The sequence below is a fragment of the Halorubrum sp. 48-1-W genome (assembly GCF_003287355.1).
Classification (GTDB): domain Archaea; phylum Halobacteriota; class Halobacteria; order Halobacteriales; family Haloferacaceae; genus Halorubrum.
Genome location: NZ_QMIM01000037.1, coordinates 1 through 26,609 on the forward strand (window position 1 = coordinate 1; position 26,609 = coordinate 26,609).

The following is a 26,609-nucleotide window of genomic DNA, read 5'->3' on the forward strand; positions in this document are numbered from 1 at the left end:
CCCTCGCGGGCGGTTCGCGCCCTCCGGGCGCTCACCGGCACGCCACCGCAGAATCATTCGTTCCTTCACCTGTACTGAGCGATCCGTACTTCGCCTGTACTGACCGCAACTGGGTCAGATTGTATCAATTATTAAGGATTTCAACAGAGCCGGAACTCTCGAGATGTAGCGTCTTCATCAAATCCGAAAGCGCTCTGTACGTCTTCGTCTCCACGGGATCGGGTCGACTCGGAAACGAGTACGGACACAAGATTTGGCTGGCTGAAGGCGATGAGACCGGCCACGGGGGAGGGCTCGTCGACGCTCGGCTGTCAGTGGAGGGGGACGCCGAGTGCGAGGTGTCTGTGGACTGATCCCGAAATTGCGCGTCGGGACCTCTCGGATTCACACAACCAAAAATGGTTACTTATTTTCGGAACATAACTGGTTGTCGTTTCTGGACAGGTTGATGGGTCTCGACGTATTGGCCCTGTACAGTGGCGTTTTCAACCGAGTATTGGGGAGGACACTCGATCGAATTCTCCGTGGACGAGTTCACCGGGGCGATAGGGGATTCGGTTACGGTATTTCCAGTGGTCGTCGCTATCGCTGCCCTCTCGGAGCTCTCGTTGACCCGTCTCCTTCTCGGGTTCGCGGTGTTCCAGGTCGTCTGGGGGCTCCACTACGGCCTGCCGATTTCGGTCGAACCGATGAAGGCGCTCGCTGTACTCGTGATCGCGGGCACGCTCACGGCGAGCGAACTCGCCGTCGCGGGCCTCCTCGCCGGCGGCGTTCTCCTCCTCGTCGGCGCGACCGGGACACTGGGTCGGATCGAGCGGTACGTGGGTCAGCCGGTGATCCGGGGCGTTCAATTCGGCGTCGGGCTTATGCTTCTCGAAACGGGCATTCGACTGAGCCTCGACGGGTTGACGCTCGCGCTCCTCTCGATGGGCGTCGCGGCGGTCGTGACCGTCGCGGGCTACCGGAAGGCGAGCGCGCTCGTCGTCCTCTGTGTCGGCGTCGTCTTCACGGTCACACGGGTCGGCGTCCCGGCACCGCAACTTCCCGCGCTCACGGTCGGTCTTCCGAGTCCGTCGTCGATCTCCGTGACGGCGCTCGAAGGAACGGTCGCCCAACTCGCGATGACCGTCGGGAACGCCGCCGTCGCCACGTCGTTGCTCCTCTCGGACTACTACGACGCGGACGTGTCCGTCGACGAACTCTCGACGAGCATGGGCGTGATGAATCTGGTCGCGATACCGCTCGGGGCGATGCCGATGTGCCACGGGAGTGGGGGTGTCGCCGGAAAGTACGCCTTCGGTGCCCGCACCGCCGGCTCGAACCTGATCCTCGGCGCGATGTACGCGGTCGCCGCCGTGCTGGCGGTCGGTATCGTGGCTGCGTTCCCCCTGCCGATGCTCGGCGTCGTCCTCGGGCTGATCGCTCTCGAGCTCGGGCGTGCGGGTCTCGACACCGATAACCTGCCCCTCACGATCGCGATCGGAGCGCTCGGTGTGGCGACGAACATCGGTATCGCGTTCGTGGTGGGTGCCCTGGCATACCTCCTGTTCGAGCACCTGACGTAGGCGCTTCTCGGAGCGAGCCCTCGATCGGCGAACGGCGAAGCGTCGGCCCTCGTCGCCGGGGCTTTGGCGGTACTCACAGTCGTTCTTCCAGCGCCTCCCGGTCGAGCTTCCCGACGGCGTTCCGCGGGAGCGCGTCGACGAAGGTCACCTCGCGCGGATGTTTGAACGCCGCGAGCTCCGCGAGAACGTGGTCTCTCACCTTCTCGGCGGTGAGATCGGTTTGAGGGAGGCGGTCGACGAACGCCACGGGTTTCGCCCCTTTCCACTCGTCGGGTTTCCCGACGACGGCGGCCTCGCGGACGTCGTCGAGTTCCTCGATGACGCCCTCGACCTCCTGGGGGTAGACGTTCTCGCCGCCGGTGATGATCGTGTAGTCGACCCTGTCGAGCACGTAGACGTAGCCGTCCTCGTCCACGCGGGCGTAGTCGCCGGTGTGGAACCACTCGTCGGTCCACTCGGCCTCGTGGTCGAGGTAGCCCGCCAGCATCGCCTCGCCACGAACCAGCAACTCGCCGGGTTCGCCCCTCGCGACTTCCGCACCGGTCGAGCGGTCGACGACCGTCGCCTCGATGAGCCGCCCGGAGGTCCGGCCGACGCTCGGAAACCGGCGCGCCCCACGTCGGTCCTCCCAGAGACCGGCAGCGAAGGTCTCGGTCATGCCCCAGCCGTTGAGGACCGGAGCGCCGAGGAACGCCTCCGACCGCCGTATCAGGTCGGCGGACACCCCTGACCCGCCGATGACGCCCGTGCGCACGGAGGCCGTGTCGACCGATCGGTCTGCTGTCACGGCCAGCCAGTCTTTGAACATGGCCGGGACGCCGGAGAAGACGTTCACGTCGTGGCTTTCCACGTCGTCGAGCGCCTCCTCGGGGTCCCACTCCTCGCGGAGGAGCAACTCCCCGCCCACCTTCAGCGTCGGCCCCAGGATCGTTCCGATACCCGTACAGTGGTACAGCGGCATGACCGCGAGAAAGACGCTCCCGGGCTCCATCTCGTAGGAGACCACGGAAGCGTCGCTGACGGCGATCAGGTTGGCGTGCGTGTGAACTACGCCCTTCGGACGACCGGTCGATCCGCTCGTGTGGAGGACGAACGCCTCGCGCTCGCCCATCGTCTCGGGGACGGCAAAGGTGGGACTGGCCGCGCGAACCGCGGCGTTCCACTCCCGAACGGCGTCCACGTTCGCACCGGTGCGAACGCCGAAGACGGTCACGTCCGACGTGTCAGTCTCGGTGAGCGCCTCGCGGACCACCGGGAGCGTCTCCCCGCAAGCGACGGCGGCGCTCGGAGCGACCTGGTCGATCAGCGACGCGACTTCCCGCCGCTTGAACCGAGTGTTCACGGGGACGACGACCGCCCGCCGTGCGAGCGACCCGAGCGTGGACGTGACGAAGTGATAGGTGTTCGGGAGCATCACCACGACGGCATCGCCGTCGTCGACCCCGGCATCGCCGAGGAGGTTGGCCGCCGAGCGGACGTCGTCGAGCAGTTCCTCGTAGGTCCATGCCGTACCGCTCTCGCGGACGGCGACCCGACCGGGAAACGCGCGTTCGTTCGATGTCAGGTAGTCGAGGTAGTTCATTGGTGACGGTGCCCACGGATCTCGCCGATACCCGGACCCGTGTAACATCGGAACAAAATAGTTGCGGTGGTAACCGCGAAAGCCCGCCCGCGGACGAGCGCGTCGTCGCCGCCGGTAATTATATCCGGAACACGTCGATACCGGTTCGCATGGAACTGACCGACGAGGAGCGGTTCATCGAACGACACGTGCGCGAGTTCGGCCGCGAGGAGATCGAACCGGTCGCGGTCGAGTACGAACGCGAGGGCCGTTACCCCTGGGACGTGATCGAGACCGCCGCCGAGGCGGACCTGCTAGCTCCCAGACTCGACGAGTCGGTCGGTGGCGCGGGACTCGACGTCGTGGCCTCCCTGCTGGTGAACGAGGAACTCCACCGGGCTGACCCGGGTATCGCCGAGTCGGTTACGTCGACGACGTTCGGCTGTGAACCGCTCGTCGAGTACGGCCGTGACGGACACGTCGAGGAGTGGGTTCGACCCGCCACCCGAGGCGAGGCGGTCACGGGGGTCGCGATGACCGAACCCGAGGCGGGTTCCGACTTCGCCACCATCCGGACGACTGCCGAACGTGACGGAAACGAGTACGTGCTGAACGGCGACAAGGTGTTCATCAGCAACGGGAGCGTCGCCGACGTCCTCGTCGTGTACGCCCGCACGAACGAGACGGAGGAGCCCCACCGTGGTATCTCGGCCTTCGTCGTCCCGACGGACCGGGAGGGGGTCGACCGGACGTCGATGGACGGGTATCTCGGGCCGGCCCCGACCGACGTCGCTCAAGTGTTCCTGAACGACGTGCGCGTGCCCGTTGAAGACCGCCTCGGGGACGAAGGCGACGGCTTCTATCAGGCGATGGCCTTCCTCGACGAGGCCCGCCTGGAGGTGGCGGCGGCGTCGATCGGCGCTGCCCGCGGTGCGATGGACCTGCTCAGCGAGTACATCACCGAACGGGAGGCGTTCGGCGACGCCGTCGCCGAGAAGCAGGCCGTTCGCCACCGGGTTGCGGACCTGGAGACGCGACTCGACGCCGCCCGGGCGCTCGTCTACGAGGTCGGGCGTGACCTCGAGCGCGACGGGGAGGTCGACTCCGACCGATCGGCGAAGGCGAAGCTGCTGGCGACCACGCTTCTGGAGGACGTTACGAGCGAGGCCGTCCAACTCCACGGCGGGTACGGCGTCTTCGACGAGTACCGCGTCGAGACGTTCTTCCGCTTCTCGAAGATCCCACAGATATACGAGGGAACCAACGAGATACTGCGCGAGGTAATCGCGGAACGGACGCTATGACAATGAACGTAGGAATCAACGTCAGCGACATCGATCACGACCTGACGCTCGACCTCGCCCGTCGCGCCGAACGGGCCGAACTCGAGAGCGTCTTGCTCGGCGAGACCTGGGGCTGGGAGGCGTTCACGTTGCTCGGGGAACTCGCACAGGTAACCGAAACCGTCACGCTCGGAACGGGCATCGTCCCGGTCTACTCGCGATCGCCCGCGTTGCTGGGGCAGGCCGCTGCGACGGCCGCTCGGGCCACGGACGGTCGGTTCCTCCTCGGGATCGGCGTCAGCGGTCCCGCCGTCATCGAGAACTGGCACGGCGTCGAGTTCGACCGTCCCGTCGGTCGGACGGCGGAGACCGTTCGGATCGTCAAGCGGGTCCTCTCCGGCGAGGTCGTCGACCACGACGGAACGGACTTCGACCTCTCGGGCTTCCGGCTCAGGGTGGACCCCCCGGGCGACGTCCCCGTCTACGTCGGCGCGCTCGGGAAGACGAACGTCCGGATGGCCGGCGCCGAGGCCGACGGTTGGATGCCCGTGTTCATGCCCGAGGGACGGTTCGAGGAGCTCTACGAGGAGTTCCGCGACAGCGCGGAGGGCCGGGGACGCGACCCGGACGAACTGACCGTCGTCCCCAATACCGTCGCGGCCGTGGCGGAGGACGGCGAAGCCGCTCGCGACAAGGTCCGACACCACATCGCGTTCTACGTCGGCACGATGGGGTCGTTCTACCACCGGATGCTCTCGGAGGCCGGGTACGAAGACGAGGCCGACGCGATCCGGGACGCCTGGCGAAACGAGGGGCCGGAGGCCGCGACCGAGCGGGTCCCCGACGCGGTCGTCGACGCGTCAGCCGTCGCCGGCACGCCCGAAGGGACGGCCGAACGCCTGGCGGACTACGAGGACCTCGGCGTCGACGGGCTCTCGCTGTACTTCCCGCGGCGTGCGGACGCGGACCTCATGCGCGAGACGGTCGACCACCTGGGAGCGCTCACGGAGTGAGTCGGATCGGCCGAATCCGTGGGCTCTCCCCTCAACAGGAACAGTAGTACTCGCGGTCGAGGAACGCCGTCTCGAAGAGCTTCGCTGCCGGTCCCGGATCGGACGGGCGGTAGACCCCTGTCGTCAGGTCGCCCTCTCGTTCGAAGGAGCCGGAGACGAGCCGTCGCCAGTCGTCGCCCGACAGCTGGTCCCAGAAGGGGTCGTCGCCGGCGAGAAGCGCGAGGTAGTCGCGCAGGTACACCCAGCGGGTCGACCCGTTCGGGTCCGCGCCGTCGGCGTCGTACTCCGCGTCGGTGACGGACGCGTACGCGGCCATGGGGAGGTTCGCGCCCGCGTCGACCGGTAGCGAGATCCACTTCCACGGCCGGGTGTTGACGTCGAGAAGCAGGAACTCCTCGCGTTCGTCGTCGTAGACGAACTCCGCCTCGCTGATCCCGTGGTAGCCCGCGTCTTCGAGGACGGCGAGCGCACGCTCCTCGATCGCCGGCTCGTCGGCGATCTCGACGAGACAGGAGGTGCCGAACTGGAGCGGATACCGAACCACAGCGTTGCCGACGACCGCGAGCGCGTCGTCGACGCCCGACGGCGGGACGTACGACGCCAGCGAGTGGTCCCTCCCGGTCGCGACGTCGACGCGCTTCTGGGCCATCACCTCGACGCCCTCGTCGGCCGCGGCCGTGACGGCCTCCTCGAACTCCTCGCGGTCCGCGACGGTGAGTACGTTCGTGCCGAACGCCTCCTCGAACTCGCGTTTGCGTGCGGGCTTCACCACGAGCGGGAAGCCGAGCGCGTCGACCGCCTCCTCGAGGGAGCCCTCGTCGATCGCCCCCGAATCCCCGTCCGAACCGCCTCCGAGCCGGTACGTCTCCGGGTAGGGGACCCCGAGCTGTTCGCAGGTCGCGTACAGCTGCGACTTGTTCAACACGTCGTCGACCGTGTCGATCCCGGCGTACGGGAGCCGGACCCCGTCCGGCTCGGCCTCGGCGTACGCGAGCGCCCACTCGTCCATACAGCCGAACGCAACCGCCTCGGTGCCGGCGGCGTCGACGATCGCCTCCACGTCCTCGCGGAAGCCGTCGAGGTCCTCGAGCGGGTAGGTGACCGCGCCGGCGAAGTCGACGGCCTCGGACGGTGGCGCGAGCCCGTCGTGGGTGACCGGCTCGGTTCCGTCGCCGGCCGTTCGGTCGAGCGCGATCACGGGTACGCCGTGGGCGTCGAGCGCGCGGGCGACCCCGAGGCCGGTGATGTGCGCGTTGCTGACGAGCGCGGGCGGGCGGTCGAACGACGCGTCCGCGAGCGCGTCGATCAAGGTCTCGGTCGCGCGGAAGCGGTCTGCCATACGCTCCCTCGCGCGTCCCGATACAAAAGGGACACCAGTACCGGTCCGACGTGCCCTCATCGGTGACGACCGGCAGTCCTCTCCGCCCGCGACGCGGGCCTTTTGTACGACGCAGCCCCTCAGTCGTGGTATGCGCGAGAGCGAACGCGAGCTCCCGGACCGGGTCCGGCGGGCCTTCCGCGACCACGGGTCGTTCGAACCGGCCGGCGAGGGGGTCTGGACCTCGACGACGACCGCCTTCGACGCCGACGTCGAAGCGTCAGCCGAGGACGACGGTCGGGTCCGGTTTTCGGTCACCGTCCGCGTCCCGACGCTGTCGGCGGTGACCGTCGGCGAGGTGGCCGACGTGGTCGAGACGGGCTGGTACGAGACCTTCGAGCGGCGCGTCGTCGACGTCGGTGGCCTCACCCGCGGGGACCACGAGTTCGATCCGCGAGTCGAGCGCGACGGCGGGACGGTCGTCGTGTCGTTCACGCTGACCGACCTGAACGAGCGTCGCGGCGTCGACGACGCGGGCGCGCTGATCGACTTCGTCGAGGGGACCTACGTCCAGGGGGTGATCCCCGGCTACGAGTACACGGAACCCGTCGCGGGGCTCATCTCCTCGGCCAGACGGCAGGGCGGCGGCTCCGAGGGGTTCTGAGTCGTGGACCGGACGCGAACGGCGCGACTGCCCGCCCCGGTCGTCGGCCGGCCGGCACGCGTCGATAGGGGCAAAAGCGGGGGGGCCGTAGCGCGGGTATGATAGCGCTCTTCGGGTTCGCGAGCCTGCTCGCGCTCGTCGCTTTCCACACGCTGGTCGCCGGGGTGACGACCCGGTTTTTCAGGCTCAGGCTGAACACGTCGTGGGGGTGGGTGGTGTACACGGTCGTCCTGACGCCGATGTTGCTCTTCGTCTCGACGCTGTTTTTCACCGGCATCGGGGTCGGCGCGGGCGTCGACCTCGTCAGTCCGACGATCGTCGTCTCGGCGCTCGTCGTCCTCCCGCTCGTACTCGGCGTCGCGATCGACTACCTCTACGTACCGCCGCCCGAGGAGTACGAGCTCCCCGATACGCGGTGAGCACGCGAGAGGGTGGGGCGTCACGTACCGGGGACGGCACACGGGAGGCGTCACGTCGCGAACGCGGTCGATCACAGCCGCGCCCGCACCACAGCCCCGCCACTCCGCGCCCGCACCACAGCCCCGCTACTCCGCGTCCGCGAGGAGGGACGCGACGACGTCTTCGACGCGGGCGATCACGTCCTCGGGGGCTCGCGTGGCGTCGACACGAACGAACCGTTCGGGCTCGGCGTCGATCAGGCGCTCGTAGTTCTCTCGAACCGCGGCGAGGTAGCCGTCCCGCTCGAACTTGTCCGTCCGACCCGATCGGTCGGCGGCGGTCGACGCGTCCAGGTCGAGGTAGATCGTCGCGTCAGGCGGGCGCGAGAAGGCGGCGTGGATCCCCCGGATGTACTCCATCGGTCGGGTGATCTCGAGCTCGCTCTCGGCGAGCGTCGCAGCCTGATACGCGAACCGGGAGTCGGAGTACCGGTCCGAGACGACGAGGTTCCCCGCAGCGAGGGCGGGCCGGACCGTCCCCGAGAGGTGGTCGGCGTGGTCGGCTGTGTACAAGAAGAGCTCGGCGAGCGGGTCGGCGTCGGCGTCGTCCATCGAGCGGTACACCGCGTCGCCGTACCAGCTGTCGGTCGGTTCGCGGGTGAAGACGGCCTCCGGGTGGACGTCCTTCAACGCCTCCCACACGGTCGTCTTTCCGCTCCCGTCCAGTCCCTCCAGCGTGATCAGCATGATCGTGTTCCGGCCCGCCGGGAGAATAAACCGTCGGGATGCGGTCGTGTCGGATCGTTCCCGAGCCGATCGGGACCTGCTTCGAGACCGCGCGGGGCGACTCGGTACCGCCGACACTCGACCGCCGGGAACACACCTTTTATCTCCCCGTCCTCGATAGGAACACACACGCAAATCGCGGACCACGTCCGACCGAGACCCCCTTCGATCCGAGCCCCGTAACGCTCGGTCCGAGCGCGGTGAAGTCGGCGCGTGCCGCGGTCGATCCCACAATGAGCTTCGAAGTTCCCGACGACTTACGATACCTGGAATCGCACGAATGGACCAGCCTCGACGACGAATCCGTCCGTGTCGGCATCACCGACTTCGCACAGGACGAGCTCGGCGACGTGGTGTTCGTCGAGTTGCCCGACGCCGGCGACGAGGTCGTCGCCGGCGAGGCGTTCGGCGTCGTCGAGTCGATCAAGGCGGTCTCGGACCTGTACACGCCGGTATCGGGGGAGGTCCTCGCGATCAACGAGGAGCTCTTCGACCGCCCGGAGCTGGTCAACGAGGACCCCTACGGTGACGGCTGGATGCTCGAGGTCGCCCCGAGCGACGGCGTCGGATACGACGAACTGCTCGACGCCGACGAGTACGACGCACAGATCGCGTGAACGTGGAGCTTCAGTATACATCGAACCGACATCCATGACGAGCCACCAGACCCGACAGGAAGCGAACCGACCACCCGGACGAGCGAACCGACCACCCGGACGAGCGAACCGACCAACTGGACCGGACGTCGCGGCCGACGCGGACGCGAGGTACAGATGAGCGGCAGCCCGTATGCCCCCCACACCGACGCCGAGACGGCGGCGATGCTGGAGACGATCGGCGTCGACGACGAGGCGGCCCTCTTCGACATCCCGGACGACGTCGCCTTCGACGGGGAGTTCGGGATCGACGCCCGGACCGAACGCGGGATCCGGGACGAGTGTGCGCGGATCTTCTCGCGCAACGACGACGCGACCGAGTTCCTCGGCCGCGGCCACTACGGTCACTACGTACCGAGCGTCGTCGACCACCTCTCGGACCGCGCGGAGTTCCTCACGAGCTACACGCAGTACCAGCCGGAGATCTCACAGGGGTTCCTCCAGGCGCTCTTCGAGTACCAGTCGATGCTCGTGGAGCTGACCGGACTCCCCGTGGCGAACTGTTCGATGTACGACGCCGCCACGGCCCTGGCCGAGGCCGCGACGCTCGCCGACCGCGTCCGTTCGACGACCGGCGACGTCGTCCTCGTCCCCGAACGGCTCCGCGAGGGGAAGCGGGCGGTCCTCGAGAACTACTGTGCCGGCGCGGACCTGACGGTCGAGTCGTATCCGATGGACGACGGGATCGCCGACGTCGACGCGCTCGCCGACCGCGTCGGCGACGACGTCGTCATGGTGTACGCGGAGAACCCGACCGTCCGCGGGTGTATCGAGGAGAACCTCGGCGCGATCGGCGACGTCGCGGCCGAGGACGACGCGCTGTTCACGCTCGGGTCGGACGTGGTCGCGCTGTCGGTGCTCGAGGAGCCCGCGGACGTCGGGGCCGACGTCGTCGTCGGCGAGGCCGGCGTGCTCGGGCTCCCGACCGCCTACGGGATGGGGCTGGGTATCTTCGCCTGTCGCGAGGAGCACCTCCGACAGGTCCCGGGGCGGCTCGTCGGCGCGAGCGAGGACGCTGTGGGCGACCGGGCGTTCACGCTCACGCTCCAGACCCGCGAACAGCACATCCGGAAGGAGCGGGCGACCTCCAACATCTGTACGAACCAGGCGTGGGTCGCGCTCCGTACGGCGATCCACGCCGCGTGGCTCGGCCCGGACGGGCTCGTCGACCTCGCGAACGACTGCGTGCGCGAGTCAGCCGCGCTCGCCGACCGGATCGGCGACCTTTCCGGTGCGGCCGCGCCCGTCCACGACCGCCACCACTTCCGGGAGTTCACGGTGCGGACGGATCAACCCGCGGCCGCCGTGGCCGGTGACCTCGCCGACGAGGGGTTCCTCGTCCACGTCGTCGGCGAACACCTGCTTCAGGTGTGCGTGACCGACCGCAACGCCGGACGCGTGGACGACCTCGTCACAGCGTTCGAGGAGGTGATCTGACGTGATCCACGACCAGGCCGACTACGCGCGCGAGGGTGAGCAGGTCCACGAACCGTTGCTGTCCGAGAAGGGCGAGGAGACGGTCGACGTGCGGGCGGAGTCGCCGCTTCCGGACGAGTTGACTCGGGAGGAACTCACACTGCCCGCCCCCTCGGAACCGGAGATCGCCCGCCACTACACGCGGCTCTCGCAGATGAACTGGGCGATCGACTCGGGGCCGTACCCGCTCGGGAGCTGTACGATGAAGTACAACCCGAAGTTTACCGAGGACGTCGCCGCGGACCCGAACGCGGCGGTTCACCCCGACCGACCGGACCGGTCGGTCCAAGGGAACCTGGAGCTCCAGTACCGGCTTCAGGAGTTCCTCGCGAAGATCGGCGGGATGGACGCGGTCACGCTCCAGCCGCCCGCGGGTGCTGCCGGCGAGCTCACCGGGATCCTGGTCGCGAAGGCGTACCACGACCACCACGGCAACGACCGCTCGGAGGTGGTGATCCCGGCGTCCGCACACGGCACCAACTTCGCGACGGCCGCGACCGCCGGCTACGACGTGGTGGAGCTCCCCTCCGGGGAGGATGGCCGTGTCGACCTGGAGGCGCTCGAGGCCGCCGTCGGCGACGACACCGCCGCGCTCATGCTCACGAACCCGAACACGGTCGGGCTCTTCGAGCGCGACATCACGGAGATCGCGGGGATCGTCCACGATGCCGGCGGCCTGCTCTACTACGACGGCGCGAACCTCAACGCCCTGCTCGGCCGCGGCCGACCCGGCGACATGGGGTTCGACGTGATGCACTACAACGTCCACAAGACGTTCGCGACGCCCCACGGCGGGGGCGGCCCCGGCGCGGGGCCGGTCGGTGTCACGGAGGAGCTCTCAGCGTTCCTGCCGAGCCCGCGGGTCCGCGAGACGAACGGCGGGAAGGGGTACGAGCGGTTCGAGCCCGACGAGTCGATCGGGAAGGTCCACGGCTTCGAGGGCAACTGGCTCGTGTCGATCAAGGCGTACGCGTACATCGCCCGGCTCGGCGACGAGGGGCTCGCGGACGCCGCCGCGAAGGCCGTGCTCAACGCGAACTACCTCGCCGAGCGGATCGACCTCGAGGTCCCCTACGAACCGTTCCACCACGAGTTCGCGGCGACTGCCGGCGAGAGGGACGCCGCCGACGTCGCGAAGCGCATGCTCGATTTCGGCGTCCACCCGCCGACGACGAAGTGGCCGGAGATGGTGCCGGAAGCGATGTTGACCGAGCCGACCGAGATCGAGGGGCAGTCCTCGCTCGACGACCTCGCGGAGGCGTTCGACCTCGCGTACGCCGACGTCGACGAGGCGCTCGAGACCGCGCCGAACCGGACCACAGCGGCGCGGATCGACCAGGTCGGCGCCGCCCGGAACCCCCGGCTCTCCTGGCAGGCGCTCGACGAGTCGGAGTAGCGCGGCAGTGGGAGGACGGAACGGTCGGGACGCGGCGTTCGCCTCCGTTCGCACCATCGGGCCCGGACCGCTCGCCACCGCCTCCGTGAGCCCCACCGCTTACCTGAACGCTTTTCTCGTTTCCGTCCTCTCGGTTCACCATGACGTTCTCCATCGTCGCTCGTGACCCCGAGACGGACGCGGTCGGTGTCGCGGTCCAGTCGAAGTTCGTGGCCGTGGGCTCCGTCGTCCCCTTCGCGAGCGCGGACGCCGGGGCGGTCGCGACACAGAGCTTCGCGAACGTCGCCTACGGGCCGGACGGCCTGGAACTGCTTCGCGAGGGCCACACCCCTGCGGAGACGGTCGACGCGCTCGTCGAGGCCGACGACGAGGCTGCGACCAGACAGGTGGGGGTCGTCGGTCGGGACGGCTCGGTCGCCGCGTTCACGGGCGACGAGTGCCTCGACGTCGCCGGCGACGTCCAGGGGGACGGCTATACCGTCCAGGGGAACATCCTCGAGAACCGGGAGACGCTGACCGCGATGGCGGAGGCGTTCGAGACTGCCGACGGCGGGCTCCCCGAGCGACTGCTCACAGCGCTGTTCGCCGGCGACGAGGCAGGCGGCGACTCCCGCGGGAAGCAGGCGGCGGCGCTGTACGTCGCCAAGCCGGACGGCGGGTACGACGGACGCAACGACCGCTGGATCGACGTGCGCGTCGACGACCACGAGACCCCGATCGCGGAGCTCGAACGCGTGTTCAAGCTGTACGACGTGACCCTGCTCTCGCGGGTGGAGCCGGACGACCCACGGACCCTCGAGGGCGAGACGGCGACGGCGGTCGCGGGGGCGCTCGCGGAGCTCGGCTTCCACGAGGGCGACCCCTCGGAGTCGTTCGACGCGGCGGAACGGGAAGCGCTGGAGGCGTTCCGTGACGTCAACAACTTCGAGAACCACTCGCTCGACGCCCTGGAGGACGCGATCGCCCACGGGTGGGCGGAGGCGGACGCGGATGCGGACGCCGAGACCCGGCTGGTCGACGCGGTCTGGCACGGGCTCAAGCGGCTTCCGCGACGGTGAGCGGGGAGGACGGGCCGGAAGACAACCTCGGAAGGCGGGCGAAACGCTCCCGCCGGACGGGAACGGTCATCACGGCTTATCCGAACGCCATCGGCTGTACCGACCTGTAGCGTTCAGATAAAAAACGGGGCGGCAGGGAGGCGATCGACGCTACGCGCGTGTCGATCGGTTCCTTCGGGCGTGATTCTGGTCTGTCAGCCTTCGATATCACCGAACTGTGCGTCGTAGTCGTTCTGGATCTCGATCCTCGTTTCGCGACTCACTTCGTCGAAGTCGTATCCGTACCGGTCGTCGGTGATCTCGTCACGGGTCCTGATGTCGGCCGGCTCCGTCCCATCGGGGAACGGCTGCCGGTTGTAGATCGCCTGGACCTCCGCCGACGTCTCCGGGCTGAGGTCCGCGAAGTCGATGTCGTACTTCGCCTGGGCGATCTCGTCGAGCGTGTAGGCCGGATCGGACGGGAGTTCGCCGAACTGTGCGTCGTAGTCGTTCTGGATCTCGATCCGCGTTTCGCGACTCACTTCGTCGAAGTCGTATCCGTGCCGGTCGTCGGTGATCTCGTCGCGGGTCCTGATGTCGGCCGGCTCCGTCCCGTCGGGGAACGGCTGCCGGTTGTAGATCGCCTGGACCTCCGCCGCCGTCTCCGAGCTGAGGTCCGCGAAGTCGATGTCGTACTTCGCCTGGGCGATCTCGTCGCGACTGAACTCCTCGGCGTCGCCGTCGTCGGAGTCGTCACCGTCGTCCTCGCCATCGTCTCCGTCATCGCCATCATCGCCATCGTCTCCGTCATCGCCATCATCGCCATCGTCTCCATCGTCTCCATCGTCTCCATCGTCGCCATCGTCTCCGTCATCGCCGTCGTCGGCTTCGATGGTGATCATCGCGGTCGCGGAGTCGTTCTCGGTGAAGACGCCGTGGGCGTACTCGCCGGGTTCGAGGCCGCTCGTGTCGAGGTCCTCGAACGTGACCGTCTGGGTCTCGTCGGAGTCGAGCGTCACTTCCTGTTCGACGAGTTCTTCGTCGGAGTCGAGCGTGCCGTCGCCGTTGGTGTCCAGCCTGAACTCGACCGACTGGTTCGCTTCCACGTCGCCGTCGTTGGTGACGTCTGCCGACACGTCGATGGCGTCACCCCGCGTCGCGTTATCGGGCGCGTTCAGGTTCGAAACCTGGAAATTCGCCGGGCCGGGCTCGGGTTCCGGTTCGTCGTCATCGTCGTCATCGTCGGCTTCGATGGTGATCGTCGCGGTCGCGGAGTCGTTCTCGGTGAAGACGCCGTGGGCGTACTCGCCGGGCTCGAGACCGCTCGTGTCGAGGTCCTCGAACGTGACCGTCTCGGTCTCGTCGCCGTCAAGCGTCACTTCCTGTTCGACGAGTTCCTCGTCGTCGCCGAGTGTGCCGTCACCGTCGAGGTCCAGCCTGAACTCGACCGTCTGGGTCGCTTCCACGTCGCCGTCGTTGGTGACGTCTGCCGACACGTCGATGGCGCCGCCCTGCGTCGCGTTGTCGGGTGCGTTCAGGTTCGACACCTGGAAATTCGCCGGGTCGGGCTCGGGTTCCGGATCGTCGTCGTCGTCATCGTCGTCCGCCGCGTCGACGGTGATGGACGCGTCCGTGGTCTCCGTGACGGTGTAGCTCTCACCGCCTTCGGTGCCGAGCGCGTCGACGTTTAGCCCGATGTCACTGGTTCCGTCATCGTCGCCGCTGACGGTCACCGTTCCAACGGTGACGCTACCGGTGTCGTTCGTGTCCGCCAACGCGGCGACGACGTCAGCCGAGGAGCCGTCGTCGGCGATGGAGACGGCCGTCGTCTGATCGTCCGGGTCCCCCTCCGCAGTCACGTCCGTTATCGAGGCGACGCTGGAGTCCTCGACGTCGACGGAGAAGTTGTACGCGCCGACGCCGCCGTCGGCGTCCGCGACGACGACCTCGTAGGTCGTCGTCTCGCCCTCATCGATCGTGGCGCTCCCCGGTTCGAGACTCACCGCGGTTTCGGGTGCCGGAGTCGGTTCCGGTTCGTCGTCCTCGCTATCGTCGGCTTCGACGGTGATCGTCGCGGTCGCGGAGTCGTTCTCGGTGAAGACGCCGTGGGCGTACTCGTCGGGTTCGAGGCCGCTCGTGTCGAGGTCCTCGAACGTGACCGTCTGCGTCTCGTCGGCGTCGAGCGTCACCTCCTGTTCGGTGAGTACCTCGTCGTCGCCGAGCGTGCCGTCGCCGTCGGTGTCCAACCTGAACCCGACCGTCTGGGTCGCTTCCACGTCGCCGTCGTTGGTGACGTCTGCCGACACGTCGATGGCGTCGCCCTGCGTCGCGTTGTCGGGTGCGTTCAGGTTCGAAACCTGGAAGTTCGCCGGGTCGTCGGGCTCGGGTTCCGGATCGTCGTCCTCGTCGTCATCGTCGTCCGCCGATTCGACGGTGATGGACGCGCCGGTCGTCTCCGTGACGGTGTAAGAATTGCCGGCTTCGGTGCCGAGCGCGTCGACGCTCAGCCCGATGTCGCTCGTCCCCTCGCCGTCGCCGCTGACGGTCACCGTTCCGATGGTGACACTACCGGTGTCGTTCGTGTTCGCCAACGCGGCGAGAACACTGGCCGAGGAGCCGTCGTCGGCGATGGAGACGTCCGTCGTCTGATCGCCCGGGCCCCCCTCCGCGGTCACGTCCGTTATCGAGGCGACGTTGGAGTCCTCGACGTCGACGGAGAAGTCGTATGCGCCGACGCCGCCGTCGGCGTCCGCGACGACGACCTCGTAGGTCGTCGTCTCGCCCGCATCGACCGCGGCGCTCCCCGGTTCGAGGCTCACCGCGGTTCCGAGTCCGTCTTCGGGTGGTCCGTCCTGGGCTTGTCCGACGGCCGGTCCGATACCCATCGCAGCCCCGCCGAGACCGACGGTCGTGACGAGGACTGCCACCGCGAGTACGATCGCGTTTCCCGCGTTCAGCGTCGTTGGAAGTTGTCGAACACTCATGTTAGCTCTCCGTCAATACTTGGTTGAACAGCGCCTGTACGTCGATGATGTCGAACGTGCCGTCGTCGTTGAAGTCGAACTTCATTGGGTTGTCCTGGATAGTCGTGTCGTTCCGGTTGGCGAACAGCGCCTGTACGTCGTTGATGTCGAACGTGCCGTCGCCGTTGACGTCCTCGTAGACGCCGTCGTCATCGGGGTCCTGCGGCGGTCCGTCGGACGATCCGATGGGTGGGAGTTCGACGACGGAGACGGAGGCACCGTTCTCGTCGGTGACGGTGTAGCTCTCGCCGGCTTCGGTCCCGAGCGCCTGAACGTCGACCGTCACGTTGCTCGATCCCTCGGCCACACCTTCGACGGTAACCGAGGCGATCGAGACGCTACCCGTGTCGGTCGTATCCATCAGCGCCGCGGTCAGCGTCACCGAGGAGTTGTCGTCCGCATAGCTCACGTCAGTGAAATCGGAGTCCGCCTCGACGGTGGCGTCCGTGATCGACGCGACGCCGGGATCGTCGAGAGCGACCGTCACCTCGTAGGCACCGACGCCGCCGTCGGCGCTGTCGACGACCACGTCGTACGACTCGTTCTCGCCCGTCACGATCTCCGAGCTATCGGGCGAGAGGCTCACCGACGTTTCCGGACCCGCGGTGTCCGATTCCTCGATGGTGATCGTCGCGGTCGCGGAGTCGTTCTCGGTGAAGACGCCGTGGGAATACTCGCCAGCGGGGAGCGTGCTCGTGTCGATGTCCTCGAACGTGACCGTCTGGGTCTCGTCGGAGTCGAGCGTCACTTCCTGTTCGACGAGTTCCTCGTCGTCGCCGAGTGTGCCGTCACCGTCGAGGTCCAGCCTGAACTCGACCGTCTGGGTCGCTTCCACGTCGCCGTCGTTGGTGACGTCTGCCGACACGTCGATGGCGTCGCCCTGCGTCGCGTTGTCGGGTGCGTTCAGGTTCGACACTTGGAACTCCGCCGGATCTGGGTCCGGTTCCGGGACGTCTTGAACGGTGACGCTCACCGTGTCGGTGTCGGTCGCCTCGCCGTCGTCGACTTCCACTTCGAAGGTGAGCGTCTCGTCGGCGTCGACATCCGGGGCGGTGAACGTCGGCGTGGCCGTGTCGTCGTCGCTCAGTGATACCGAAGTTCCACCGGTCTGGGTCCAGGCGTACGAGAGGGTATCGCCGTCCGGATCGCTGGAATCAGCGGCGTCCAGCGTCACCGAGTCGCCTTCGTCGACCGTCTGGTCCTCACCCGCGTCGGCGGTCGGTGGCTGGTTCTCCGGCGGCGCTTCGACCACGGAAACGGTCTGGGTCGTGGTGTTCGTGGCGCCGTCGTCGTCGGTGACTTCGAGTTCGACGTCGTAGTCTCCGTCCTCGTCGAAGGCGTGCGTGACCTCCTCGCCGCTCGCCGTGTCACCGTCGCCGAAGTCCCACTCGTAGCTCTCGATGGAGCCGTCGTCAGTGGACGCCGAGGCGTCGAAGGAGACCGTCTCACCTGCTTCGGGCGAGTCCGGACTCGCGGTGAAGGACGCCGTGGGGTCCTCGTTCTCGTCCTCCTCCTCGACGGTGATCGTCGTCTGCGTCGACTCGACGACTCGCTCGCCGTCAGCGGGGTCGATCCCCGACCCGTCGACGTCGACGACGTACTCGCCACCTTCGGCGTCCTCGGGGACGGTCACCTCGTAGGTAACCTCGTACGCCCCGCTCTGGAGCCAGACGACCTCGAGGACGTTCCCGCTCCCTTCCGGGGGCTTGGGGGCTCCGCCGTCAGCGTCGGTGATCGTCCCTTCCCAATCGTCCGGGAGGAACACCTGGAGGCCCTGACCGTTCAGGCCCTCCGTCTCGAACGTCGTCGTCAGCTCCACCGTCTCTCCGGGCGCGGCCGTCACCGCGTCCTCCGATTGTTCGAGTGTCGTTACTTCTTGCGCTGTGACCGTCCCGACCGGTCCGAGGACCGTGAGGACGAGTGAGATCACAATGAGCGCCGTGATCGTCCGTCCGAGATATCCGTGTACTGTGTCGTTCATTGGGTATGTGGGTGTCGTTGAGTTCGGTTTCGCCGTGGGGTCGTTCGTCCCTCTGTTCGCTGGTTGATGACGTCACGCCTGATCTCGACCGATGTAAGGGGGTGCCTCGGGCTTCGAGACGACCCGGTCGGCGTCGTTCGGTTACCGCGGGAACTACCCCCGAAGAACGCCGGTCCGTGCCGCGTGACGACACGCCGGAGCGTTCGTCTACCGTCATCGGTCCGCGTCCACACGCGGTCGTCGCTCACGGGGTCGACCTCGTCGGTCGACAGTGGGCGGAAAGCGACGGCGCGTGCGGATGTTCCGGTCATCGGTCTGGGCGGTGGAGCGTCGTTACTCCGTGTTCTCCTCCGTTTCGACGATCTCGATGGCTCTGACCTCGGGGTTCTCCGCTGCGCCCTGCTCGAAGGCGACCGTGACCGTCCCGTCGCCGTCGTCGGTGACGGTGAAGCTCTTCATCGTCCCCGTTTCGTGGCCGACGTCGTCCACGGGGTCGTACTGCGTCAGGACCTGATCGTCCTCGATCGAGACGTTGAACTGGCGGTCGCCCGGCTCGCTAGCCTCGGAGTACGAGTTACCGACGTAGAGTCGGACCTCGACCTGCTGACCGGAGTCGACGTCGAACTCCCACGTGGAGTTGCCGTAGCGCTCGCAGTCCCACACGCCGTCGGGCGTGCTCGACGGGACGTTCGCGGTCGTCGAGGTGATCTCTCCGCCGCAGTAGTTGTTATCGGCGGCGTCGGCCGACACGAGGTACTCCGAGTCCGCGTCCTCGACGCCGGTCCAGTCTGGGCCGTTGTCCGTCGCGTTGAGCGTCTCGCTCTCGCCAGCGTTCACGCGGTGGAGCGTCTGGGGTTCGGACTCCTCGACGGTCACCTCGAAGCTCTCGGTGGTCTGGTCGGTGCCGTCGTCGGCCGTCACGTTCACCGTGTACGTGCCCGCGTCGCCGGACTCGGGAGCGACCGTCAGATCGCTATCGTCGAGTGTCACGAAGTCGGGACCGCTCACCGACAGCGACACCGTGTCGCCGTCGGGATCTGAGGCGTTGACCGGAACGGTCGTCGAGTCGCCCTCGGTGACGGTCTGGTCGTCGATGGCCTCGATGGTCGGCGCAGTGTTGTCGTCGCCGCCGTCGTCGGAGCTGTCAGCTTCCGAGACGGTGAACGCGCTGAGCTTGCCGAAGTCCTCGGACGCGTCCAGTTCGATGTCCAGTTCGCCGTCGGTGACCTCGACGGTGAACGTCTTCTCGGTCGCGTTCAACGCACCGACGTCCGCGTAGATGTCGTAGTCGGAGAGGACCTGCTCACCCTCCACGGACGCGTTGAACACGCGGTCGCCTTCTCCACCATCGGCGTTTCCGCCATCGACACCGTGGTAGATCTCCGCGAACTGTAGCGTTACCTCGTAAGTGCCGTCTTCGACGGGCACACTGTACGAGAGTGGGTCACCGTACCGCTCCGTCTGGTACAGCGGGTCGTCCTGCGTGTTCCCGATGTCCTGGCTGATGTCGGTTGTCCCCTCGGATCCGCCGAATTCGCCGGCGAATTCCGTGTCATTGACGTAGTTGGTACCGTCCGCAGCGGTGTACTCGGAGCCGCCCGCGTTCACCGCGTAGACGGGCTCGTCGCCAGTCGACGACGACTCGACCGTGAGCTGGAAGCTCTCTGTCGTCGTGGTCGTCCCGTCGTCGGCCGTCACGTTCACCGTGTACGTGCCCGCGTCGCCGTCTTGTGGGGCGACATCGAGCGTTCCCGTGCCGTCGCCGTTGTCGGTCAGACCGACGAAGTCCGGGCCGTCGGCCGACAGCGACGCCGTGTCACCGTCTGAATCCGAGGCATTGACCTGAACCGTCGTCGAGTCGCCCTCGGTGACGGTCAGGTCGTCGATGGTGTCGACCGTCGGCGCAGTGTTGTCGTCGCCGCCGTCGTCGATCGGCTCGACCTCGATGGCCGACACCTTCGCGTTGTCTTCGACGGTAGTGAACTCGACGTTCAATTCACCGTCAGTGACTTCGGCGGTGAACGTCTCCTGGATCGCTGCGTGCGGGCCGCCGGCCTCAGCGTAGATATCGTAGCTGTCCAGGACTTGTTGGCCCTCGATCGAGACGTCGAACAGGCGGTCGCCTTCGCCACCGTCGTTCGCCACGCCCTGGTAGATCTCGGCGAAGTGTAGGGTCACCTCGTAGTCGCCGTCTTCGAGAGGGGTGTCGTAGCTGAAGTTGCCGTACCGCTCGGTGTAGTACAGCTCGTCGTCGTCCGTGTTCGAGATCTCGGGATCCGAGGGCGTCCCGGCCTCTCCGGTGGTGAACGTCGTGCCGCCGTCGAAGTCGGCGTCCGCCTGGAACTCCGTGCCGTCCACAGCGGTGTACTCGGAGCCGCCGGCGTTCACGGCGAAGCTGGTCGCACCGTCGGCGGGTTCGTCGTCGCCGGCGTCCTCTTCGTACTTCAGGACGACCACGTTCGAGTCGAGACCGGTGTCGGAACCGGGCTCGCCGTGGGTCGCCACGAGGTAGTTGTAGCCGCCGACCTCGGTCGTGTTGAGCAGCGTGACGGGCACCTCGGCCTCGCCGTTCGAGTCGAGCGTGACCGTCTGGTAGTCGACGTTCTCGACCTTGTTGGCCTCGTAGGCCTCGATGTCGTAGCCGGGCGTGCCGTCGTACTCGGGGACGTTGTCGAGTTCGAGTTCGCCCTCGGCGTGTAGTAGCGTGACCGTCTCGTCGGGCTCGCCCGTGACGGTCACGGTCTGTTCGGTCCCGTTCACGGTGGCCGCGCTGTGGTGGTCGCGGAGCGCGCTGTCGTCGAGGTCGACGTCTTGTACACCGATACTCGGTGCCGACGCGACCGACTCCCCGAGGGTCGCCTGTGCGCCGCCGGCGCTTCCGTCACCGAACAGCTGTGTCTCCTGGACGCTCCCGTCGTCGTACTCGGCGCTCACCGTCGAGCGAGCCAGCTCCAGTCCGGAGACCGGACCGGCCTCCTGAGAGGAGATGGTCGCGTTCTTGATGCTCGTCGGGTCGTTGTCCGCCGAGAACGACATCGACTCGCCAGGTTCGAAGTCGGTGAATTCGACGGTCAACACGTCATAGCCGTCGGATCCGTTCACGCCGTTGTGTGGCTGGCTGAACACGTCGTCGTCCGCGGTGCTGACGACGCCGACACCGTCACCGGACTCCGAGTCGATGACGAGTCCCTTCGCCGCCTGATCGCCGGCGGTACCGTCCGGATCCCACACCATATCCGGCATCGCGCCCGAGGACAGGTCGAAGGTGATCGACGATATCTCCTGGTCGCCGGTGTTCTCGACCGTGAACGAGCCGCTACTGTAGGTGGATGCCTCGGTGCCGCTATCGGGCGTGACGCTCACCGACGCGGATCCGGGATCCGCCGTGGATTCGTTGACCGAGACGGTTTCGGTCGCGCTATCGTTCACACCGTCGTCGTCGGTGACGGTGAGTTCAACGTCGTAGTCGCCCGCAGCGTCGAAGGTGTTGGTTACCTGCTCACCGGTGGCGTCGGTCTCGCCGTCGCCATCGAAGTCCCACTCGTAGGACTCGATCGTACCGTCGTCACTGGAGCCGGATGCGTCGAAGCTCACCTGCTGGCCCGCTTCGGGTGAGTCGGGGCTGTAAGTGAACGACGCCGTCGGCTCTTCGTTGCCGTCGCCGACGGTCGCGTCCGTCTGCCAGAGGTTGATTAGCTGCTGAACCTGCTGGAAGTCGATGGTCTGGCCGCCGGTGCCGGGGATCTCCGCGTCGGTCTGCCACCAGTTAATGGCCTGTTGGATCTCCGTGAACTCGATCTGCGAGTCGTTTCCGCTCTCGTCGTAGCTCGCGACCGCCTCCGCGACGGTCATCTCCTCGTCGGGGTCGCCGTCCTCCTCGATCGCGACGACCTCGATGGCGTTGATCATCGGGTTCTGGACGTCGCCGTGTTCGAAGTCGACGTCGAGGGTGCCGTCGTCGTCGACGGTCGCGGTGAAGCTCTTCATCGTCCCGTTGGCGTGGCCGACGTCAGCCACCGGGTCGTAGTTCGTCAGCACCTGCTCGTCCTCGATCGAGGCGTTGAACTCCCGCAGGCCGGACTCGCTGGTTTCGTCGAACTGGTTGCCGAAGTAGAGGCGGACCTCGACTTCGGTCCCGGACTCGACCGGGAACTCCCAGTCCATCGGGACGCCGTCGTCGGGTTGGTCGAACCGCTCGGCGTCGAACACGGCGTCGGGCGTGCTGTCGGGGACGTCGTCGGTCGGCGTGACGTCGTCGCCGTCGTCGTAGGTGCCGCTTCCGTTCGGGTCGACGAGGTACGAAGAGGGCTCCGACGCCGTGTCGGTACTCCAGTCCGGTCCGTCGTCGAGCGCGTCGAGCGACGACCCCCCGGCGTTGACGCGGTGAAGCACCTCGCCAGCCGCGACGTCCGTGTCCTGTACCGTGACGTTCACCGTGTCGGCGTCGCTGTCTTCGCCATCGGAGACGTTTACTTCGAAGGTGAGCGTCTCGTCGGCGTCGACCTCGGGCGCGGTGAACGTCGTCGTCTCACCGTCGCTCTGGCTCAGCCCGGCGTCCGGACCCGCCGTCTGGGTCCACGTGTAGCCGAGCTGGTCGCCGTCCGGGTCATCGGACCCCGACGCGTCGAGCGTGACCGAGTCGCCCTCGTCGACCGTCTGGTCGTCACCCGCGTCCGCCGTCGGCGGCTGGTTATCGGGCGGCGTGACGTAGTCGACCGAGATGTCGGTCCACGTCGCCGAGAACGGGCTCGCGCCGTTCGACGTCGAGATGACGCCCACTGCGGGTGCGACGCCGTCGGAAGTGTCGAGCCAGCTCGCCGGCATCGCGACGCTTCCGACCTCGGTAGTCGTGCCGTCGACTTCGTACTCGGCGGTGACGTTGACCTCGTCGACACCGTTGTCCGGTGCGGGGTCAGTGGTCGGATCGACCGTCATCCGAAGCGTCGTGGTTCCGCCCGCGACCGCGGTTTCGTCGGTCATCTGGCCGTCGAACGAGTCGTCGACCTCCTTCGCGAACTCGACGCCGCCGTCGCCGCCGTTGGCCGCGGCGACCAGTTTGACGTAGTTGGACTGCGTACCGTCCCCGATCTGGAGCCCGGCGGACTGGAAGTCCTCCGGGTTCTCCGGGAAGGAGGCGACCGTCGTCTCGACGGTGAACGGCTCGTCCGGCGTGTTGACGCCGAACTGGAAGCCGTACTGCTGGTCGTTCGGAGTCTGGTAGGCGTCGCCCTGCGGCACCTCCTCAACCGTGAGGACCTCCGCCGCGCCGCCGACCGTCATCTTCGTCGGATCGTAGAGGTCCTGGTAGTCGTCCTGTCCGTTCGTCATCACGCCCGTCCAGCCCTGGCCGTTCTCGCCGAACAGGCTCAGTTCGGAGAGGTCGTACTCGACCGGAGCGGTCGTGTTGACGCCGTTATCCGGATCGACCGCGAACGGGTCCTCGGTGTCGTTGAGGCCGTCGTTGTCGTCGTCGGGGTCGTTCAGGTTCGACTCGCCGTCGTCGTCGAAGTCGGGGGGCGTCGAACTCGACGAACACGGGTCCGTGCCCGCGTCGATCTCGTCGGCGTTGTCGTAGCCGTCGCCGTCCTCGTCGAGGCTCGGATCGTCGGCACCGGTACACTGGTCGCCGTTATCGGTTCCGTCGTAGTCGTCCGGCTCGAAGACGGTGACGTCGTTGCCGCCGTGGTTGGCGGTCCAGACGGTGCCGGCGAACGTCTCGTCGTCGTCCTGGGTGGCGATGCCGAGCGGACCGCCGGTGTTGAAGATGGTCTCGCTATTCGTGGCCGTCTGGCCGTCGGCACTCAGTTCGACGCGCTCGATGTCACCGCCGAGTTCCACCTGGAGGATGTCGCCCTCCATCGCGCCGCCGAAGTTCGAGGCGGTGTACTCGGTCGTTCCGCCCGTCGGGGCGAAAAGGACCTTGTCCCCGTCCTCGTACTCCATCGTGTTCGCACTACCTGCGGGCGCACCCGGGTCGGGCGATCCGCTCGTGGGCGGAATGTAGTCGGCTTCGACCGGGTTCACCATGCTCTGTGGAACCGGGGAGTTCGACTCGTTGACGTCGAACTTCACGTTCCCGTCCGCGTCGTAGATGTCCGCCTGGGTGGGGTTCGCACGGATCGGCGCCGCGTGCCCGCCGTACTCGCCCTCGTCAGCAGCGATGAGCTGGTCGTTCGTCGAGAAGCTCCCGTCCTCGTTCGGGTGGTTCGTCACTGACTCCGCGTCGGCCACGATATCCCCGTTCGCGTCCGCCGGCTGGCCGCCCCAGCCGCCGTTCGGACCGTGGTCGCTGACGTAGAGCTGGCCGCTCTCCGCGAGGACCAAGTCGTAGGGGTTCCGGTAGCCGGGCGAGTAGATCTGTACCGGGCCGTCCTCGATCAGCTTCGCCTGGTTGATCCCGTCGTTCCCGCCGAACGGCAGGTCGTCGCCGTCGGTGTCGTCGTCGTTCTGGATCGTCGGGATGCCGTAGTAGAAGTCCAGGCTCGGGTAGTCGCCGTCGTAGTCCTGGAGGTCCTTCGCCTGATGGTCGTTCTCGATCTGCGCGAGATCGATCTCGAGGACCGCCGCCGACAGCGCGTACTCGGGCGTATGCCCGAAGTTGTCGCCCGGTGCGCCCTTGTTGGTGTGGCCGCCCTGTGCGACGTACATCGTGTCGCCGTCGGCCGAGAGGTCGAGCCCGTTCGTCGCGTGGTTCTCCTCCGAGCGCGGGAGGCCGAGTACCAGCACGTCGTGGTCGACGTCGCTCGCCTGTAGCGTCTCGTCGCTTCCCGAGTCGACCGTCAGCCGCGAGATGGCCCCGGAGTTGGTGTCCGTGTCGTCGTCGTCCTGGCCGACGTCGATCTCGGGGTCGCTGGAACCGACGTAGACCACGGGCTGGTCGGCGGTACCGCCGACGGTCAGTCCGGTGATCTGGCGGTTGTCCTCGCTGGAGTCGAGGTTCCCGAAGTCGTCGTGGTTCGGGATGTCCTGGATCGCGTCGATCGCGACCTCGTTGACGACCTCGTAGCTGTTCTCGCCCGTTCGCTCGACGTCGAGTGCGTACACCATTCCACCCTGCGTGGAGACGTACGTGCGCCCGTCAGGTCCGAAATCGATCGCCGTCGGGTTACCGGCGCTAAAGCCCTGGAGCTTGCTCTTCGAGAAGCCGGGTTCGACCGAACTCGTCCCCTCACCCGATAGATCGACCGTGACCGGGCTGTTGGACCCGGAGTGGCTCACTTCGAGCGTCGCGCTCTTCGCCGCCACGTCGGACGGCGAGAACGTCACCGGGACGTCGGCGGACTCTCCCGGTTCGAGCGTCGTCTGAGACGCCGATCCCGCGGAGAACTCGCCGGCGTCGTCGCCGGTGACTGAGACGTCTGAGATGTCGATGCTCGAGTCGCCGTCGTCGCCGAGGTTCGTCACGGTGGCCGTCTCGGTCTCACTTTCGCCGGAGAGAACCGAGCCGAAGTCGATCTCGCCCGGCCCGCCGAGCTCGTTCGGCTGTGGCTCCGTCGAGACGATCTCGATCGCGTTGATCTGCGGGTTCTCCGTCACGTGATCGAAGTCGACGTCGATCGTCCCGTCGCTCGTGACGGTGAACGACTCCATCCCGCCGGTGTCGTCGCCGTACTCCTCGATCGGGTCGAAGTCCTCTACCGTCTGGTCCTCGACGCTGACATCGAAGACGCGGTCGCCGGGGTCGCTGGTGCCGTCGTACCCGTCGTAGAAGTACAGCCGAACCTCGACCGCCTGTCCGTCGGGGACGTCGAACTCGTACTGCATCTCGTCACCCTCTGCTGGATCCCAGCGTTCGTCGTCCCAGATCCCGTCGGGTGTGCTGTCGGGGACCGAAGAGTCAATATCGGACGGCTGGCCGTGACTCGCCGTGTCGTTACCGCCTGCGACCAGATACTGCTCGTCGTCTCCCCAGTCCGGTCCGCCATCAACTGCGGAGACCTCTCCTCCGACGGCGTTCACGCGATACTCCACGTCCCCCGTCTGCTGTGCCTGTGCCGTCCCGACGCCGAGCCCCGCTCCGGACGCGGCCATCGAGGTCACCATCAGTACGGAAAACAGTACCGCCAGCGTTCGTGAACGGGTAATCACGACCCTCCGATGATTTGCACTCACCATGGGGAATGGTGTCCAGTGGACCGATTAGTTATAGACGTGTAATCTGAATTATCGGTTCTATTCCCGAGCGTTCTCCCGCCACAACATGTCTCGAAAAAAAACCCTAAATATATCTTGTGTGAGGATCTGACTTAACACACGATTAGCCGTTTCTGGAGTGTTCGGTCTCCGCTAAACATACATTAACAAACATACTGTACTCGTTGTTCGTTGTCACGGAGAGTCTGCCGAGACTGCTCTATCGACCGTGAGGCCCGAGATCCGCTCATCACCGATAACACGACTCGGAGATGTGTCTGTATTCCAACAACCGTGTCGCGGGTACCCCGTTGGCAGC

General features: G+C 67.0%; 15 protein-coding genes and 1 pseudogene. 10 read left to right on the forward strand and 6 right to left on the reverse strand.

Features of this window, described 5'->3' with window-relative positions:
- Together DQW50_RS18295 and DQW50_RS15165 are read left to right on the forward strand one after the other, a co-directional pair.
- A pseudogene (locus DQW50_RS18295) lies at positions 1 to 353 on the forward strand (hypothetical protein); the annotation flags it as partial.
- A 219-nt stretch (positions 354 to 572) separates the two neighbouring features.
- Positions 573 to 1,565 carry a putative sulfate/molybdate transporter gene (locus DQW50_RS15165; RefSeq protein WP_241964453.1) on the forward strand — a complete coding sequence of 331 codons (993 nt, stop codon included), beginning with the start codon at positions 573 to 575 and terminating at the stop codon, positions 1,563 to 1,565.
- 73 nt (positions 1,566 to 1,638) lie between these two features.
- Here the strand turns inward: DQW50_RS15165 and DQW50_RS15170 are convergent, their stop codons facing one another.
- A complete protein-coding gene (locus DQW50_RS15170; RefSeq protein WP_198664698.1) occupies positions 1,639 to 3,147 on the reverse strand; it encodes a class I adenylate-forming enzyme family protein in 1,509 nt (502 codons plus the stop codon).
- A 149-nt stretch (positions 3,148 to 3,296) separates the two neighbouring features.
- Between DQW50_RS15170 and DQW50_RS17690 the strand changes: the two genes are divergently transcribed.
- Together DQW50_RS17690 and DQW50_RS15185 are read left to right on the forward strand one after the other, a co-directional pair.
- Entirely contained in the window at positions 3,297 to 4,430 is a 1,134-nt protein-coding gene (locus DQW50_RS17690; RefSeq protein WP_198664699.1) for an acyl-CoA dehydrogenase family protein, read from the forward strand.
- 2 nt (positions 4,431 to 4,432) lie between these two features.
- Positions 4,433 to 5,422 (forward strand): LLM class flavin-dependent oxidoreductase, encoded by a 990-nt coding sequence (locus tag DQW50_RS15185; protein ID WP_241964454.1) that lies wholly within the window; start codon positions 4,433 to 4,435, stop codon positions 5,420 to 5,422.
- Positions 5,423 to 5,453: 31 nt separating this feature from the next.
- Here the strand turns inward: DQW50_RS15185 and DQW50_RS15190 are convergent, their stop codons facing one another.
- Positions 5,454 to 6,761 carry a carboxylate--amine ligase gene (locus tag DQW50_RS15190; RefSeq protein ID WP_112080109.1) on the reverse strand — a complete coding sequence of 436 codons (1,308 nt, stop codon included), beginning with the start codon at positions 6,759 to 6,761 and terminating at the stop codon, positions 5,454 to 5,456.
- A gap of 130 nt (positions 6,762 to 6,891) precedes the next feature.
- Between DQW50_RS15190 and DQW50_RS15195 the strand changes: the two genes are divergently transcribed.
- Entirely contained in the window at positions 6,892 to 7,404 is a 513-nt protein-coding gene (locus DQW50_RS15195) for a DUF5813 family protein (RefSeq protein WP_112080110.1), read from the forward strand.
- A gap of 98 nt (positions 7,405 to 7,502) precedes the next feature.
- Positions 7,503 to 7,823 (forward strand): hypothetical protein, encoded by a 321-nt coding sequence (locus tag DQW50_RS15200; RefSeq protein WP_112080111.1) that lies wholly within the window; start codon positions 7,503 to 7,505, stop codon positions 7,821 to 7,823.
- 126 nt (positions 7,824 to 7,949) lie between these two features.
- Here DQW50_RS15200 and tmk read toward each other — a convergent pair whose 3' ends face one another.
- Entirely contained in the window at positions 7,950 to 8,549 is a 600-nt protein-coding gene (gene tmk, locus DQW50_RS15205; RefSeq protein ID WP_112080112.1) for a dTMP kinase, read from the reverse strand.
- 272 nt (positions 8,550 to 8,821) lie between these two features.
- Here tmk and gcvH point away from each other — a divergent pair, with 272 nt between their 5' ends.
- The 4 genes from gcvH (at position 8,822) to DQW50_RS15225 (ending at position 13,174) form a co-directional block, all read left to right on the forward strand.
- Positions 8,822 to 9,205, forward strand: coding sequence for a glycine cleavage system protein GcvH (gcvH, locus tag DQW50_RS15210; RefSeq protein WP_112080132.1), 384 nt, complete (start codon positions 8,822 to 8,824; stop codon positions 9,203 to 9,205).
- 156 nt (positions 9,206 to 9,361) lie between these two features.
- Positions 9,362 to 10,681 (forward strand): aminomethyl-transferring glycine dehydrogenase subunit GcvPA, encoded by a 1,320-nt coding sequence (gene gcvPA / locus DQW50_RS15215; RefSeq protein WP_112080113.1) that lies wholly within the window; start codon positions 9,362 to 9,364, stop codon positions 10,679 to 10,681.
- A 1-nt stretch (position 10,682) separates the two neighbouring features.
- The gene (gene gcvPB / locus DQW50_RS15220; protein WP_112080114.1) at positions 10,683 to 12,116 is read left to right on the forward strand and encodes an aminomethyl-transferring glycine dehydrogenase subunit GcvPB; all 1,434 of its coding nucleotides are present in this window, start codon (positions 10,683 to 10,685) and stop codon (positions 12,114 to 12,116) included.
- Between the two features lie 140 nt (positions 12,117 to 12,256).
- Positions 12,257 to 13,174, forward strand: a complete 918-nt coding sequence (locus DQW50_RS15225) for a DUF1028 domain-containing protein (protein ID WP_112080115.1) — start codon at positions 12,257 to 12,259, stop codon at positions 13,172 to 13,174.
- A 194-nt stretch (positions 13,175 to 13,368) separates the two neighbouring features.
- Here DQW50_RS15225 and DQW50_RS15230 read toward each other — a convergent pair whose 3' ends face one another.
- From DQW50_RS15230 to DQW50_RS15240, 3 genes are all read right to left on the reverse strand, one after another.
- Complete coding sequence (locus DQW50_RS15230) at positions 13,369 to 16,137, reverse strand: hypothetical protein (protein WP_112080116.1); 2,769 nt, start codon at positions 16,135 to 16,137, stop codon at positions 13,369 to 13,371.
- Position 16,138: 1 nt separating this feature from the next.
- On the reverse strand, positions 16,139 to 18,106 hold the full coding sequence (locus tag DQW50_RS15235) for a PKD domain-containing protein (protein ID WP_198664700.1): 1,968 nt from the start codon (positions 18,104 to 18,106) through the stop codon (positions 16,139 to 16,141).
- A gap of 384 nt (positions 18,107 to 18,490) precedes the next feature.
- Positions 18,491 to 26,188 carry a malectin domain-containing carbohydrate-binding protein gene (locus DQW50_RS15240; protein ID WP_198664701.1) on the reverse strand — a complete coding sequence of 2,566 codons (7,698 nt, stop codon included), beginning with the start codon at positions 26,186 to 26,188 and terminating at the stop codon, positions 18,491 to 18,493.
- Positions 26,189 to 26,609 lie beyond the last annotated feature (421 nt).